Raw genomic sequence first — 14,911 nt, 5'->3', positions numbered from 1 at the left:
TTCGAGTTCCTGTGTTCCCCTGCGGTGACACAAGATTCGCCGAGGCGAACCCCCAAGGGCATGAGGGAACGACCCTCAACGTCCGGGGCCGAAAGATGGGTGTATCAGGGACACCCCCACGTCGCTCTGTCTCAGGCGAGTACTCGGGAGAGGTCCCTGCGACCTGCGATTCCGAGCTTCGTGTAGATGCGGCCGAGGTGGTTCTCGACGGTCTTGGGGGTCACGAACAGCTCCTGCGCGATCTCCCTGTTCGCCCGGCCCGCCGCCGCCAGGTCGGCCACCCTGCGTTCGGACGCCGTGAGCGCCTCCGCCCCCAGCACGACGTGGCGCCGTGGCCGGTCGCCGAGCGCCTCCAACGCCTCGGAGGCGCGGGTCTGCAGGACGGTCGAGCCGCACGCCTCGGCCAGTTCGATGGCCCGGTGCAGCGGTTCTCGGGCGTCTGACCTGCGCCTCGCCACTCGCAGCGCTTCGCCCAGGTCGACGAGCGAGCGGGTGAGCTCCAGGCGTGAGGGGGAGTCTTCGAGAGTGCTGACCGACTCGGTGAGGAGGGGCAGGCGCTCGTCCGGGTCGGCGTGGGCGAGCAGGCGCTGGGCGGCACCGAGTTCGGTCGCCGCGCCCCACTTCCGGGCGACGTCGAGCTGTTCGGTGGCCAGTTCGAGGGCGAGTTCGTGCTGGTTGAGCAGGAGCGCGGCCCTCGTCGCCGGGGCACGCCACGGGATCGTCGGCGGGTCCACGTGCACCTGGTGCATCGCGTCGCGCTGGCGGTAGGCCTCGGACATCGCGCGTTTCGGGTCGTTCTCGGCCAACGCGGTGAGCGCGCGCACCTCGTGCAGCCAGATCATCGGCATGGTCAGGCGGGCGTCGGCGTGCCTGCCGTCGAACGCCGTCGTGAACGCCTTCGCGGCCGTGACGTCACCTCGTTCCAGGGCCGCGTAGACCGCGAAGTGCGTCGAGGTGGCGCGAAGGCTGATCACCTCGGACACCGGGTCCTCGTGCGCGACGGCGGCCAGCGCGCCCTCGGCCTCCGCCTCGACGGCCTGCATGTTTCCGCAGCGCCAGTTCAGGAACAGCGACGCGTTCGCGACCATCGCGAACTCGATCGGGGAGCCGTGGGCGCGGACCTTCAGCCTGGCTCGCTCGATCTCGTGCCGTGCGGTGTCGACGCCGTCCGCAGCCATCAGCGCGAGCAACGCGACCAGCCAGGCGACCATCGCGTCCGTGCTGCCCGTCGCGTCGTCGAGGTAGGCGCCGTTCGCGAGCGCGCGCGTTGCGGTCGTGGCGACCTCTTCGTGCGGCCACACCTCGTAGCGCCCCATCTGGGCGAGAAGGCCGAGGAGCGTGCGTTCGTCTGGGGTGCCGCCGGCGAGGCCCGCGTACGCGCTGAGGTGCGCCGACGCGGTCTGGCGTTGGTCGGGGAGGAACGAGCGGAACACCGCCAGCCGTGCTTCGAGGTGCAGGCGTGACTCGCCATCGGGCCGTGCGTCGATGGCCTCGGTGAGTTCGGTGATGGCGGCCGCCGGGCCTTCGAGCGCTGCCGTGGCCGATGCCGCTGCCGCCACGAGCTCGGCGTCCGGCAGACCTTGTGCCGCGGCCTTGAGGTGCCGGTGCGCGTTGACCGCGTCGCCGACCCGCAGGAGTGCGCGACCGAGTTCGGCGCGCAGTCCCGCGTCCGCGGGCTTCTCGTCGACGGCCCGGGTCAGATGTCCTGCCGCCGTGCGGGGATCACCGGCCGCGAGCAACGCCGCCGCGGCCTTCCTGAGCACCTCGGCGGCGTTCGGCAGTGTCCCTTTGGGAGCGTGGACGAGATGCGCGGCGATCCGGTCGGCCGGAGCGTGGGCTTCCTGCAACGCTTTCGCTGCGCGCGCGTGCAGCGAAGCCCGGGCGATCGGCCCCAGGTTCGCCAGAACCGCTTCCCGCACAACGGGATGCGCGAACTCCAGCTGCTCGCCGGTGAGCAGGACGTTGGCGGCGGTGAGCGCCTCGACCGCGGCCGGGAGGTCGGCGACCTCGGCCAGTTCCGCCGACTGCCAGGGGTCCGCGTGCGTGCCGAGCACGGCGACGGCGCCCGCGAGCGCCACCGCCTCGGCCGGCAGCCGCCCGAGCGTGGCGCGGAAGACCGTGCTGGGGCCGAGCGAGCCGACCTTCTCCGCCGTCGCCGGTTCGTCCAGGGGCAGGCCGAGCGCGGTGAGCTCGTCGACCAGAACCCCGGACAGGAAGGGGTTTCCGCCGCTCGCCGCGTGCAGGGCGGTGATCACCTCGGGGTGCCCGCCGACCAGTTCGCCGAGCGCGTCCGCGGTGAGCGGGCGCGGCAGCAACCGGTCGGCGGACACGCTGAGCTGCGCGAGCGGCCCGAAGTTGTCGAGCGGCGGCCTCGTGGCGACGACCAGCGCGATCGGCAGGTCCGCGATCCGGCGCGACAGGTAGACGAGGAACTGCAGCGACGAGTGGTCGGCCCAGTGCGCGTCGTCCACCGTGATCAGCAGCGGCCGGGTGGACGAGAGGTCCACCGCGACCCACCACAGCGCGTGCAACGTGCGGGCGAGCTCGGCCTGGCTCGGGTCGAGCGCGGCGTCGTCGAGCGCCTTCAGCGCCGCGCCGGACGGCCCGGCCAGGATCTTCTCGCGGACCTCGCCCGAGTACCGCGACACGGACCGTTCGACCATCTGCCGGACGACGCCCCACGCCATGGCGCTCTCCAGGGCGTCGCCCACCGCCTGGAGCCTGCCGAACCCGCGCTCCTTGGCCAGCTCGCGGCACTCGTGCACGAGCCTGGTCTTGCCGATGCCCGCACGGCCCTCGATGACGACGACGCGACCCTCACCACGGGTGGCTGCGTCGAGAGCTTCACGAATGTGCGCGATCTCAGAGTCACGTTCAAGTGGTTCGCGCACGAATTGATCGTAGCGGCCGTCTCGCGCGCTACATGCAGATCATCGGCTGCGCAGAAGAGCGACTTGATGCTCCATCCGAGTGATCAGTCGACGCAGCCGTCTCCGCCGGAGGTGTCGCCGCCGTCGAGCGCCTTGCCGACGAACTCCTTCGCCTTGGCCTGGTCGATCTGGTAGCCGGAGCCGGTCTCCCGCCAGACCTCCGACTCCACCGGCAGCGTGGACACGCTGATCCCCAGCGGACCGGTGAACCGCTGCGCGAACTCCAGGACGTCCCAGCCGTCGTCCACGACGAACATCCCCTTGGCGCCCTGGGCGAGTTCGCGTGCGTTCTCCTTGGTGATCTGCGAGGCCAGCCCGACGAGGAACGCCTGCTGCCGCTTGACCCGGTCCAGGTCGCCGTTCGCGAGGCCGTGGCGCTGGCGCAGGAACGCGAGCGCTCGCTCACCCTCGAGCGACTGCCGCCCGGCGGGGAAGCTCGCCCCGGTGACCGGGTCGGTCGCCGCTGCCTTCAGGCACACCTCGACCCCGCCGATGAGCTGCGAGATCCGGGCGAAGCCGGACATCGTCACGGCGGCGTAGTGGTCGACCTTCACGCCGGTCGTCTGCTCGACGGCCGCGGCCAGTTGCTTCGGGTCTTTCCGGTACAGGTCGTTGAGCTTCTCGTCGTCCACGAAGATGTCTCTCGGCAGCGAGACGATCATGACGGCCGCGCCGTCAGCCCGGAACCGCGCGAGCATCAGCGCGTCCGTCTTGGTGAAGTCGTCCATGCCGATGAGCAGCACGTTCTGCGCTGTCGCCGGCTGCTGCGCGGCGGGGGAGGCATCGGTCTTCTTGATCGTCGTCGGGACGATCACGGCGACGGCCGCGGCGGCGATGGTCAGCGTGGCGACACCGACGATCAGCCCGAACGGCTTCTTCTTGCGCTTGTGCAGGTTCGCGAGCACCGTCCGGGAGTCGACGCGCTCCTCGGCCTCGGCCTCGATGGCCTGACGGATCAGGTCGTTCATGCTTGCACCCCCAGGGTGGCGGATCGGGCGAGTTCGTGGGTGCGCAACGTCTGGAGCGCACGAGAGAGTTGGCTGCGCACGGTCGATTCCGTGCACCCGAGCACCTGTGCGATCTCCGCGTCGGAGCAGTCCTCGTAGAACCGGAGCACCAACGCCGCACGTTGCTTGCGCGGCAGCACGGCGATCCGCGCGCGCATGGCGTCGCCTTCGGCGTGCGCGTCAGCCGGGTCCGCCGTCGACGGCACGTGCTGCGCGAGCTCCGCGCGTTCGACAGCAATCTCTCTCGCGGCCCTGCGGCGACGCCACGACAGGTAGTCGTTCGTCACCATGCGCTTCACGTAGAGGTACGGCGCGTCCATCGCGCCGATGCGTTCCCACTTGCCCTGCGCGCGCATGAGCACGTTCTGCACGATGTCCTGCGCCAGGTGTTTGTCGCAGGTGATGGCCGTGGCATACCCCAACAGCCGGTCCAGCCGATCATGGACGAACTGGTCGAACCCCACGCCGCCCCCTTCTCGTTCGCGGTCGCTTGCGGAGTGGGAAACCCCGCCGGCGGTCCGATCCGCTGCATCGACTTCTGTGGCCCGGCTCACCGATGTCTCGGTTCGGACGGATTTCGGAATGAATCCTTTTCATGTTCACGTCCATGAGCGAGCCTTCACCCCATGCGCATCATCCCTGCACTCGCGCTGTTGTCGCTGCTGCTCGTCCCGGTGGACGCAGCCGCCGCCCCCAACGGCGACTACTACCTGCAAAGCGCCGTGACCGGCCAGAACGCGGCCGTCTCCGGCACCGCCGTCCAACAACACCGCCCCAAGGGCAACGAGGACCGCCAGCAGTTCTCGTGGAACGGCCGCACCCTCTCCGAAGGCGGCCAGTGCCTCGGCCGCGCCGGTGACGCTGCCCAGATGGTCAGCTGCTCCAGTGCCGACGCCCAGTGGGTCGGCCTCCTCGACGACCAGGACAGATACCGCTTCAAGGACCCCGGCGCCGACCGCTACCTGATCGCGTCCGGCACCGACCAGGTCCGCGTCGGCACCGGCAACGACACCTGGTACCTGACCCCGGTCAACCCGGTCCGCGTCCCCGTCCCCGCCGACCCGCGCCTGGACGAGATGACGTTCCTGACCTCGCACAACGCCTACGCGAACGGCGTCGACGGCGGCTTCATGTTCGCCAACATCGCCCCGAACCAGTCGCGCGGCATCGTGCAGCAGCTCAACGACGGCGTCCGCGGCTTCATGCTCGACATCCACCAGACCCCCGACGGCGCCATCCTCTGCCACAACAGCTGCACGGCCGTCAGCCGCCCCATGGCGTTGAACGTCGACATCCAGCGCATCGTCGACTTCCTCAAGTCCCGCCCGACGGAGATCGTCACGGTCTTCCTGGAGGACTACGTCTCAGCAGACGTCCTGCGGTCCGAACTCGCGCGCGTCCAGGGCCTGAACGACGTCCTCTTCCGCGCCGAAGGCGTCCGGGAGAACGGCTGGCCGACGTTGTCCCAGATGAGGGCGGCCGGCAAGCGTTTGCTCATCTTCACCGACCACGGCCGCGACGGCCGCGAGAACTCCGGCGTCCTCTACCAGAGGGACTGGACCGTCGAGAACTACTGGTCCATGGGCTCCGGAGTGGGCGCCTCCGACTGGTCCTGCTACTCCCGCTGGGGCGAGAAGCCCCTCACCGCAACGGAAGCCAACTTCCGCCCGCTCTTCGTGATGAACCACTTCCGCGACGTCCCGATGGAGAACACCGTCGCCACCGACAACTCCAAGGCCGTCAACCGAGCCCAGCGCTTCTGCGAACCGGCGGCCCGCAAGACCCCGAACTACCTGGCCGTCGACTTCTACCACCGCAACACCCCGGCCCTGCCCGCCGAACGCCTCCCGTCCGGCACCGGCACGGTCGAACTGACCGCGAACCCCGCGCTCTGCCTGGACAACAACGCCGGCGGCACCGCCAACGGCAACCCGGTCCAGACCTGGACGTGCAACAACTCCTACGCCCAGAAGTGGCGAGTCGTCGCCGACGGCACCGTCGCCATCTCCGGCAAGTGCCTGGACGTCAGCAACAGCGGCACGACCCCCGGCACGATCGTCCAGCTCTGGGAGTGCAACGGCACGGGCGCGCAGCAGTGGCGCGCGCGGTCCGACGGCTCCCTGCAGAACCCGCAGTCGGGCCTGTGCCTGGACAACCCGAACGCCTCGACCACTCCGGGCACCCGCCTGACCATCTGGACCTGCAACGGTTCCGCCGCGCAGGCCTGGCGCCTCCGCTAGCTCCTGCGGCCGAGTGGGTCCGTTGCTGCGGACCCACTCACTTCCTGCCGCTCATCAGTGTGCTGAACACCTGGTCACGCAAAGAGCCCGTGGCGGACACGGCTTCGTCGTAGCGCCTCATCTGGTCCGCGAGCGCGTCCATTGCCGCTGCGATCTCGCTCTGCACCTCGAGGGGCGGGAGAGCTAGTGGCAGCTGCTCCATGCGCTTGGAGCTGATGTGGGGAATGGCGGTCGACGTGGATGATTGCGTGATCCACGAGTGCATTTCGGGCGAGTTGAGGTAGTGCACCAGGTATGCCGGCTGCACATCTCCCTTCGGCCGTATGCGCATGCAGCTGGGACCGAGAATCCACCCCGACTCCCTCGCACTGACCAACCCGTGTCTGCCGAGCGTGCCAGAACGTGCGGACACCACGTCTCCGGCTCGTAGCTGGTACTTCGCCCAGTTGGTTCCAGCGTTGCGGACGACCTCGGGGTCGAGCGTGTCCAGCTCGTCATGGCTGAGGAAACCGAGCTTGATGTTGCGCGGCAGCAGAAGCGGCGTCCAACCGGGTGTGTGCACACCGCGGTCGCGTTCGGCCTGCCCGAGCCCTACCTGGATCTCACAGAGGTCGCCGAGCCTTTCCGTTCGCCAGTTCCTGGGTGCGAGATCGGCCAGTTGGTCGAGCCGGGAGTTCAGTGCCCGTCGTGCTCCCTCGATCTCCTCGTGGAGCGAGCCGAGGTGTCGCCGAAGGGAGTCGGCCCGTGCCCAGTGAGCGTCGGCCGCCTCGTTTTCCCAAGACGCGGCTGACTGGTCCACGTATCGGCCTGGGTGAAGTTGGTAGTCGCGGTTGCGAACTTCCTCGAGCTCGACGAAGCGGGAGAACCCGGCTTCCACCTGAACGGGATCGTCGCCGTGCTGCCATCCTCGGCAGGCACGGAGGATCTGTTCAAGGTCTTCCTCGAGCAGGTGGCGCTGCGTGCGTGCTTGGGTTCCAAGCCTGGAAGCGTTGACGAAGAGCATCGAGTGCCTAGGAGGCTCTTCGGGCAGCGGTTTTCGCAGCAACCACAGCGAGACCGGGATGCCGGTCGAGGTGAAGAGTCCCGACGGCAGGGCGATGACGCCGACGACCAGGCCGTTCTCGACCATCCTCCGCCGGACGTCTCCATCCCGTCCGCCGTGAGAGAGCGAGCCGGCCGGCATGAGCATCGCGGCACGTCCACCGGGCTTCAATTTGGCGGCCGCGATCTGGAGCCAGGCGAAGCCCATGCCCCGCTTGGAGGGAGGCCCGAACGGCCAGTTGTCGAACTCTGCCGAATCGGGGAGTACGCCGCTGAAGGGAGGGTTCGCCAGAACGACGTCAAACTGCTTGTCCGAAAACGAACCGTCCTCGATCTGCGGGCCGCCCACGCGGATATCGGCGATCTGGTCGTGCATGGCGAGGTTCATCGCGGTGAAGCGGTACGACTGATCGTTCAGGGCCTGTCCGAAGAGAGGGTTTCCCGCGGTGCCAGTCCTGCCCAGTGCGACGAGCAACTCACCAGAACCGCAGGACGGGTCGTAGACGCTCTCTCCGTCGCTGGTGGCGAGGATCTCCACCAACACGCGCACGACGCTCGGTGGCGTGAAGTGGCCACCATGCCGACCGAGGTCACGATCGGCTCGCTGGAACAGATCGTCGAAGAGGCCGCCGAAGTCGGTGCCGGCCGGCAGTTCGTCCACCAGCCTGACCGCCGCGATCAGCGTTCGATCGCTCAGCGGGGCCCGGTTGCCGGGGAACAGATGTGCGTCCGGACCTCGGGAGAGCGCTTTGTCCAGCCGGTGTTGCAACTCCCACGCCGACGCCGCGAGGAGTTCGGACCACTGTTCGGGCGCGGTCTTGCGGAGATACAACAGAGCCATCGTGAACTGGACCGCGGAGGCGGAGTCGAGCTCTCCGCGCAGCAGGTCCGCCAGGTTCCACAGCTTGCCGATCGCCGATTCCCGGTGGGCTGCGGCCACTGCCTCGGCGGTGTTCGCACCGCTCTTCTTTGCGAACCTGTCTCCGTAAGTGGTGCCGTGAGGCTCGTCGGGACGCAGGCCGTTGCGAGGGATCTTGCGCTGGCTCAGCCAGCGCGACATCTCCGTCGAGTCGAATAGTTCCTGCCCCGCCACCACCTTGGGAGCGGGGAAGTCGGCGTGCCGGGTTCGCCAGTTGCTGGCGGCGCTCACACGGACGCCGGCCAGCTTGGCGATCTCGGACAGCGGCAGGTCGCGCTCGCTCACATCAGGCTCCTCAACTCGTACGGTGGTCGAGAAGGTGGGGTACCTGGTCCACCAGCGCGACCTCCGTGACGAGATCGGTCGAGAGGTATCCGCACACCCGATAGAGCATCGCGTGGTCCGCTCGCAGATCGCGGCGATGAATCGGCTCGTGGTGCATCACGCGGTTGCGGAGCACGAGCAGGCTCATGAGTTCCCGGTGGAGGTGGTCACGACGGCCTCTGTAGTGAGGGAAAGCTTTGTGCAGGGCGGGCACCCACAGCGCGCGGTCGTAGCCTTTGCTCGCGAGAGACACCCAGAAACCCAAGCTGAGCTGAGCCACCACGTCGTCGGCGTTGACGCCGGACGCTTTCTGCTGCGCGTGCTTGACGAGCCGTTGACCGTTGTCCGCGAGTGGGGCAGCGGACCACCAGTCTGGTCGGTGGAACCTGGCGTGCAACTGATCGTGCAAAGCGTTCCGCAGCCCGATCTCCATGAAGCCGAGCAGCGGGTAGAAAGCGGCGCTGACCTGGACGTTCCAGCGGTAAGAGTGCAACGCCGCCGCCTTGTCGCCGCCGCTGGCGGTGAGGTAAGGCGCGAAGCGGACTGCGGACAGCGTTTTGATGATGCCGGTGCTCGAAGTCATGACATTCCCCCTGGATCATGAGAACCACGACACGACTTGCCGTGGTACGGTGCGTGAGTAGGCCCCAGGTTCGCCTCTGCTTCGGCATGCCACCTGGGGCATTGTCTTTGGCGCACCCGATCCGGGATCGCCGAGTTGTCCGACTGCGTTGATGAGAACGATAGGACGCTGTCGATCACTCGTCAAGTACGTTTGCGTACTTCAATCTGTGAACTCGGTAGTACGTGGTGGTACACAAACCGGCTAGCTCCTGCGGCCGATGCCCACGTAGACGTCGGCAGGACCGCCTTCTCCGGCCGGGCCGAGTTCCGGATGCCACTGCGGCGCCGAGACGACGCCCGGCTGGAGGACCTCCAGGCCGGCGAACAGGGGCTCGAACTCCGTGAGGGTGCGGAAGTACATCGGGTCGCGGCTGTGCTTCATGGCGTCGACGACCGCGCCCATCTCCTCCGGCTTGAAGTCGGCGGTGAGGTGGGAGAGGGCGATGAGGCTGCCGGGCGGCATGGCGTCGCGGTAGCGGGCGACGACCTCGGCCGGGCCCTTCTCGTCGGAGACGAAGTGCAGGACGGCGACCATGAGCAGGCCGACGGGCCGGCTGAAGTCGATCAGGTGCTTGACGACCGGGTCGGAGAGGACGTCGTCGGGGCGGCACATGTCGGCCTGGACCACGCCCGCGTTGGGGTTGCCTTCGAGGATGAGCTGGCTGTGGGAGACGGCCACCTCGTCGTAGTCGACGTACACGACTCGTGCGTCCGGGTTCTCCTGTTGCACGATCTCGTGGACGTTGCCGACGGTCGGGATGCCGGAGCCCAGGTCGAGGAACTGGGTGATGCCCTGTTCCATCATCATGAGGACGGCTCGGCGCATGAACGAGCGGTTCGACGAGGCGATGGCGCGGCCGTCGCGCAGGACGTGCAGCACCTTCTCGCCCACCATGCGGTCGGACGCGAAGTTGTGGCCACCTCCCAGCAGGAAGTCGTAGACGCGTGCCGCGCTGGGCACGTCCGTGTTGATTCCTGCGGGCACCCATGCGAAAGGCTCGGCCATGACGGAGAACCTACTCGCATGCGCGTACGCGTGTATCGGCCCGGATTGGGTGACGTTGTCAGGAAAGCTGTTCCGCCAGTGCCGTCGCGCCTGATGCGAGGGCTTCTGCCGCCAGCCAGGTCAGGTGGTCGTCGGCGCGGGCCGACCGGAGATTCCTGCCCGCGTCGACTGCCTGAGCGGCGAACTCGGTGGCGCGCTCGAGGTCGCCCAGTGCGAGGTGGTTGCGGGCCAAGGCGATCAGGGTCAGGGTTCGGGCACGGCCTTCGTCGTACGCACCCAGTTCTGTCGTCAGTGACGTGATGGCGGTGGGCGGGTCGTCCAGCGTTCGGCGGTCCGCCCAGGCGTTGTGCGCGGCCACGAGGCCCAGCTGGAACGCCCGGTGGGCGTCATTGGGAGCGTTGTGGTGCAGGAACATCCGCCCTGCGCTGGTCAGGACGGAAGCGATCAACGCCTCGTTCTCGGCCTGGCGGGCGAGCGTCAGGGCGTGTGCGAAGTGGGGCAGGGCGGTGCCGGGCAGACCGCTGTCGAACGCCGTCCAGCCCGCCAGTGCGCAGACCTCGGCGACGGCGGTCCACGTGGGAGGGTCGCCGACGACGATCATCGGTTCGACGGCGGCCAGGTGCTCCAGAACCGCGCTGTGGCAGGCGATTCCGCCGTAGCGTTCGTCCAGCGCGCGCAACGCCCTGGTACGAGCCGAGATCGTCTCGGCCGGTACTTGAACGGGCGGTACGCCGGACGGCACCCAGTCGAACGTCGGCGCGCCGACCATGATCCGGGCTGCGTGCTGCAGGAAACGCTGCCGTGCCACCGAGTTCTCCTCGGCCAGTTCCGCGGCCTCGGGGAAGCCGTCCGCCACGGCTGCCCGGCACCACGACAAAGCCTCTGGTTCTTCGCCCAGCTTGAACAGGACGCGGGCCAGCCGCACCGCGCCGTCGCCGAGGCGTTGGTCGGCGGCGACCCGGAAGTGGACGGCCGCGTCACGCAGGCGTCCGGTCCGTTCGGCCTCCGCGCCCAGGTGGTACTGGCGTTCGACGGCCTCGTCGAGCTCGAAGCCGTCCAGCAGCTCACTCATCACTGCCTCCGAGGATGCGCCGCAGCTCGGCCCGGCCGCGGGTGAGGTGCGTGCGCACGGTCGACTCGCCGACGGTCAGCACGGCGGCGATCTCGCTGACCGAGTAGCCGAGCAGGTGGTGCAACGCGACCGTCTCGCGGTGCCGGGGCGAGAGTTCGCGCAACGCGGCGTGCAGCGCCTCCACCTCGGCGGCGGGCTGCGCGACATCCGGCAGCGAGGCCACCGGTGTCTCGCGATCTCGCTGCTGCCAGCGCCTCAGCAGCCGTATCGCGACCTTGAGCACCCACGCCTCGGGCTTGTCGTACGCGTGGATGTCGTGCCACCGGTGCCGTGCGATCACCATCGCGTCCTGCGCGATGTCCTCGACCACGCGTGAATCACCACTCAGGGCCGTCAACGTCCGCGTCACCACGGGCAGGCACTCCCGGAAGAACTCGCTGAAGCCCTGGTCCGGTGTGCTCAACGGCCTTCCCTTCAGCGTCCGCGCGCGTCCTTCACCGCCTGGAGGCGACTTTCACCGGTGACAGGCGTTGAAGGTGGCAAAAGCTGAGAGCGGTCGACGAGTTCACCCGATCAGGGGAGCAGGTGACGGAAGGCGGCGACCAGCAGCATCCGTTGCTGGTCGACGTCCAGCCCGTCGTCTGTCTCCTCGTCCTGCTTGAACGACTCGACCCGGACGGCGATGTCCACCAGGTCCGAGGCCAGCTCCACGGTGGACTGGTCGTCCGGGATCGGTTCGTTCTGCTGGTACAGCTCGTAGGTGAAGCGCATGCCGATCGTGCCGTCGAACGTGACCTGCTCGGTCGGCAGCTGCATCGCCTGGAACACCGACCGGTACAGCCCGGCGCCGGTGAGGTGCAACGGGGTCATGACGACGTGCGTGGTGCCGAGGTCGTGGCTGCGCACGGAGATCGCGACCGTCGGACCGTCCGGCGTCGGCGGGACCGGTTGCGGGAACACGGGAAGCTCGGACTTGCGGTCGGCCCGCCAGGTCGCGACCAGCCGGTCGGCCGCGTCCACCAGGTCGATGTGCTTGCGCGGCGCGAGCAACGGGGGCAGCGGTTCCTCGTCCAGCCGCACGATGAACAGGAAGGCGCGGCGGCGGGTCATCTCCAGGTTGAACGCCGCCGTCCAGTCCGCCGCGACCCACTCGCGGTGCGGGGTGTTCTCCGACCACAGCAGCACGTAGTAGTCCGAGGTCGCCAGTGCCTCGTCGATCGCGGTCGTCGCGTCGTCGCCGGCCGCGGCCTCGTTCTCGTCCAGGTAGGCGTTGACGTTGCGGGCCTCCAGCTCGGCGCGCAGTTGCTCGGCTTGCGCGCGGTCCTTCCCGGCGAACGACAGGAACACCTTGGGGCGGGTTTCGAGCGGCACGGGGTCTCCGTCCTTCCTGAGTCTTCTGCGCAGCGGGCCCGCTGAGGTCTGAACGCCCGCGTCGCCGTGCAGGGACCAGCACGCCCAGTCGGCCGGGTGCCGGTCGGCGACTTCCTTCAGCGCGTGCTGCAGAGCGAGGTCTCTCGGGAACTTGGCCAGGTGGTGGTCGAACGCGTCGAGCATCTTGCGTTGCGCGTCGGCCGCCGGCTGCCAGCGGGCGGCGAGGACCGACGCCGTGCCGGCGGTGATGGCCGCGTGGACGAAACCGGTGTCGGCGGCGCCCAGCACGACCGTGCCGAACGCGCTGAAGTCCAGCTTCGCCAACGCTTCCACGGACACCTGTTCGTCGTTGAACTGGAGCCACGACAGCTCGGGGTTCATCCGGTCGTGCATGCCGTGGGCGTGCACGCGGAGGCGTTGGCAGCGGCGTTCGTCCAGAGTCCGTTGCAGCTCTTCGGCTTTCCCGACGATCGCGGTCTGGTCGCCGCGTTGCGTCCGGGAGCGGCGGTGCAACGGGCGCAGCGCGGAGAGGTTCGGCAGGCACGACAACGCGAGGACGCGGCCGAGGTGCGTCCCGGCGACCGGCAGGCCCGTCAGCGGGACGTCCGCGAGCAGGCCGTCCGTCGTCACGACGACCCTGGTCGCGTTGGGCGGCAGGGCTTCGACGACCTCGCCCAGCCCGATCTGGCGGCTGAGCTCCCGCAGCAACGCGCTGAGGATCGCCGGGTCGTAGCGGGGTTTCCAGGCCTTGATGCGGCGGATCGTGTCGGTGAGGTCGCCGATGTGGACGTCCTGGGTGAGGTGCGTGATCCGGCGGCCCCTGACGAGCACGTGGTGGAGCTGGTCCGGGGTCGCGTGCATCATCCACACGACCTGGTCCTTCGGCAGCCGCGCGGTGGCGCGCGCGAGCCAGCGCCGCGCGGCCTTGAGGTCGGCGAACCCCGGCAGGTCGCGGTGGTCGAACAACGCCGCGCCGCGCGCCGCCTCGACGGCGACCACCAGGCCGGGCAACGCTTTCGGGCCCTCGCGGTGGACCCGGCGGGCGGCCGCGCGCACCCGGCCGTCGCGCACGTCCGGGGCCGTGCGCAGCATCCTGAGCTTGACGCTCGCGCTGTCGCGGTGGTCGGCGACGCTCTCCTCGACCCGGTGCGACTCGGCCCAGTGCCGGGTCGCCAGTGCCTCGTGGCCCGCGTCGGCGAAGGTGTCGCCGAGCTTGCGCAGGGCGAGCGCGGTGAGCTCGGCGTGACCCGACCTGCTGGCGACCTCGAAGTGCTTCGCGGCCTGTTCGAGCTCTCCCCGCGCGTAGGCGAGCTCGGCGGCGGTGAGGTGCCACAGCGGGGAGTTCCCCTCGCCCAGCATGCCCTCCGCCTTCAGGAGTTCGTCGTCGGCGATCAGGCGGCGCACGTGCGTGAGCCGGCGTTCCGGGCGCAACGTCTGGGTGGCGTCGGGCAGCTTTTCGAGCACTTCCGGGCCCGCCGCCGCGACGAGCAGCGGGAAGAGCCGGCGGGCCGCGCCCGCCTGCCGGGTCAGCACGAGCAGCACGGTCAGCTCGAAGAGGACGGCGAACCTCAGCGCGGGTTCGATCTGGTAGCTGGTGGCGCACCTCGTCATCAACGCCAGCGCCTCGTCGTAGCGGACCTCCCGGCGCAGCGCGGTGGCCCGTTGCAGGAACTCGGCGGGACTGGTCGGCGGGGTCGTGGTGATCTTCGCGACGCGGGTGCCCCTGCGGACGTCGAGCAGGACCCGGTCCCGGCCGAGGTGCTCGAGGTGCTCCGGTCGTCCGGCGCGGCGGAAGTGGCGTTCGGCGGCGTCGAGCTCGCTCTCCGCGGTGGGGTAGTCGTAGCGGTCGGCGGCGGCGAGCGCGGCGACGCGGGCGAGCCGCGCCTGCTCCAGTTCGGTGAGCTTGAGCTTGCGGAGCTCGCGGACGTCCTGCTCGGCGGCGGTGTGATCCGTTGCGGCACTGCGGATCTGGGTGCGCAGGATGCGCAGGGTGGTGTCCTTGGTGCGGCTCAGGTACTCGTCGCAGCGTTGCGCGGCCTTGGTCACCGCGCCGAGGTTCAGCAGGGTGGCGCAGTGGTCGTGGGCGACGAGCGGGCTGATCGTCGCGGCCCGGCGGTAGGCGAGGTCGACGCCGAGCACGTTGCCGCGCAGTGCCGCGGACCGGGCGGCCTTGACCGCGTCCGCGAGCGGGGTGCCGGGTTCGAAGTGCATTCAGGCCCCGCAGCCCCTGGCGTCCACTGTGGGCGCATTACCGGGTCCTATTTCGCCCATGTCTCCGTCCGATCGGGAGGACCGGCGGGTGGACTCGGCCGCGGCCGCGACAGCCGCGGTGAGACGCGTTCGTTGGCGCATGCACGATCCTCCGTGCGTCGCAGAT

General features: G+C 69.3%; 10 protein-coding genes. 1 reads left to right on the top strand and 9 read right to left on the bottom strand.

The annotated features are described in order from the left end of the window. Nucleotides 1-131 precede the first annotated feature (131 nt). The 3 genes from ACFWNN_RS20195 to ACFWNN_RS20185 all read right to left on the bottom strand — a co-directional run bounded on the left by ACFWNN_RS20195 (nt 132) and on the right by ACFWNN_RS20185 (nt 4,401). Complete coding sequence (locus ACFWNN_RS20195) at nt 132-2,891, bottom strand: AAA family ATPase (protein WP_382441446.1); 2,760 nt, start codon at nt 2,889-2,891, stop codon at nt 132-134. Between the two features lie 83 nt (nt 2,892-2,974). Next, nucleotides 2,975-3,898, bottom strand: coding sequence for an LCP family protein (locus tag ACFWNN_RS20190; protein WP_382441445.1), 924 nt, complete (start codon nt 3,896-3,898; stop codon nt 2,975-2,977). Next, on the bottom strand, nt 3,895-4,401 hold the full coding sequence (locus ACFWNN_RS20185) for a SigE family RNA polymerase sigma factor (RefSeq protein WP_382441444.1): 507 nt from the start codon (nt 4,399-4,401) through the stop codon (nt 3,895-3,897). Before ACFWNN_RS20185 ends, ACFWNN_RS20190 begins: the two co-directional genes overlap by 4 nt. A gap of 162 nt (nt 4,402-4,563) precedes the next feature. On the opposite strand from ACFWNN_RS20185, the gene ACFWNN_RS20180 reads away from it, so the two are divergent. Next, on the top strand, nt 4,564-6,177 hold the full coding sequence (locus ACFWNN_RS20180; RefSeq protein ID WP_382441443.1) for a ricin-type beta-trefoil lectin domain protein: 1,614 nt from the start codon (nt 4,564-4,566) through the stop codon (nt 6,175-6,177). Between the two features lie 37 nt (nt 6,178-6,214). Here the strand turns inward: ACFWNN_RS20180 and ACFWNN_RS20175 are convergent, their stop codons facing one another. The 6 genes from ACFWNN_RS20175 to ACFWNN_RS20150 form a co-directional block, all read right to left on the bottom strand. Continuing rightward, nucleotides 6,215-8,422, bottom strand: a complete 2,208-nt coding sequence (locus tag ACFWNN_RS20175) for an N-6 DNA methylase (RefSeq protein ID WP_382441442.1) — start codon at nt 8,420-8,422, stop codon at nt 6,215-6,217. A gap of 10 nt (nt 8,423-8,432) precedes the next feature. After that, nucleotides 8,433-9,044 (bottom strand): hypothetical protein, encoded by a 612-nt coding sequence (locus ACFWNN_RS20170; RefSeq protein ID WP_382441441.1) that lies wholly within the window; start codon nt 9,042-9,044, stop codon nt 8,433-8,435. 243 nt (nt 9,045-9,287) lie between these two features. After that, entirely contained in the window at nt 9,288-10,091 is an 804-nt protein-coding gene (locus ACFWNN_RS20165) for an SAM-dependent methyltransferase (protein ID WP_382441440.1), read from the bottom strand. A gap of 58 nt (nt 10,092-10,149) precedes the next feature. Beyond that, on the bottom strand, nt 10,150-11,163 hold the full coding sequence (locus tag ACFWNN_RS20160; protein ID WP_382441439.1) for a hypothetical protein: 1,014 nt from the start codon (nt 11,161-11,163) through the stop codon (nt 10,150-10,152). Further along, the gene (locus ACFWNN_RS20155) at nt 11,156-11,626 is read right to left on the bottom strand and encodes an RNA polymerase sigma factor (RefSeq protein ID WP_382441438.1); all 471 of its coding nucleotides are present in this window, start codon (nt 11,624-11,626) and stop codon (nt 11,156-11,158) included. The genes ACFWNN_RS20160 and ACFWNN_RS20155 overlap by 8 nt, the downstream gene beginning before the upstream one ends. A gap of 110 nt (nt 11,627-11,736) precedes the next feature. Next, nucleotides 11,737-14,745, bottom strand: coding sequence for a TIR domain-containing protein (locus tag ACFWNN_RS20150; RefSeq protein ID WP_382441437.1), 3,009 nt, complete (start codon nt 14,743-14,745; stop codon nt 11,737-11,739). Nucleotides 14,746-14,911 lie beyond the last annotated feature (166 nt).

This window comes from Lentzea sp. NPDC058450 (assembly GCF_042721395.1).
GTDB lineage: Bacteria > Actinomycetota > Actinomycetes > Mycobacteriales > Pseudonocardiaceae > Lentzea.
This window is presented reverse-complemented; position numbering and strand designations above follow the sequence as displayed.

Coding starts and splice junctions, on each gene's coding strand:
- ACFWNN_RS20190 (WP_382441445.1), bottom strand. CDS start 3,898: ATGAACGACCTGATCCGTCAGGCCATCGAGGCCGAGGCCGAGGAGCGC.
- ACFWNN_RS20180 (WP_382441443.1), top strand. CDS start 4,564: ATGCGCATCATCCCTGCACTCGCGCTGTTGTCGCTGCTGCTCGTCCCG.
- ACFWNN_RS20170 (WP_382441441.1), bottom strand. CDS start 9,044: ATGACTTCGAGCACCGGCATCATCAAAACGCTGTCCGCAGTCCGCTTC.
- ACFWNN_RS20165 (WP_382441440.1), bottom strand. CDS start 10,091: ATGGCCGAGCCTTTCGCATGGGTGCCCGCAGGAATCAACACGGACGTG.
- ACFWNN_RS20160 (WP_382441439.1), bottom strand. CDS start 11,163: ATGAGTGAGCTGCTGGACGGCTTCGAGCTCGACGAGGCCGTCGAACGC.
- ACFWNN_RS20150 (WP_382441437.1), bottom strand. CDS start 14,745: ATGCACTTCGAACCCGGCACCCCGCTCGCGGACGCGGTCAAGGCCGCC.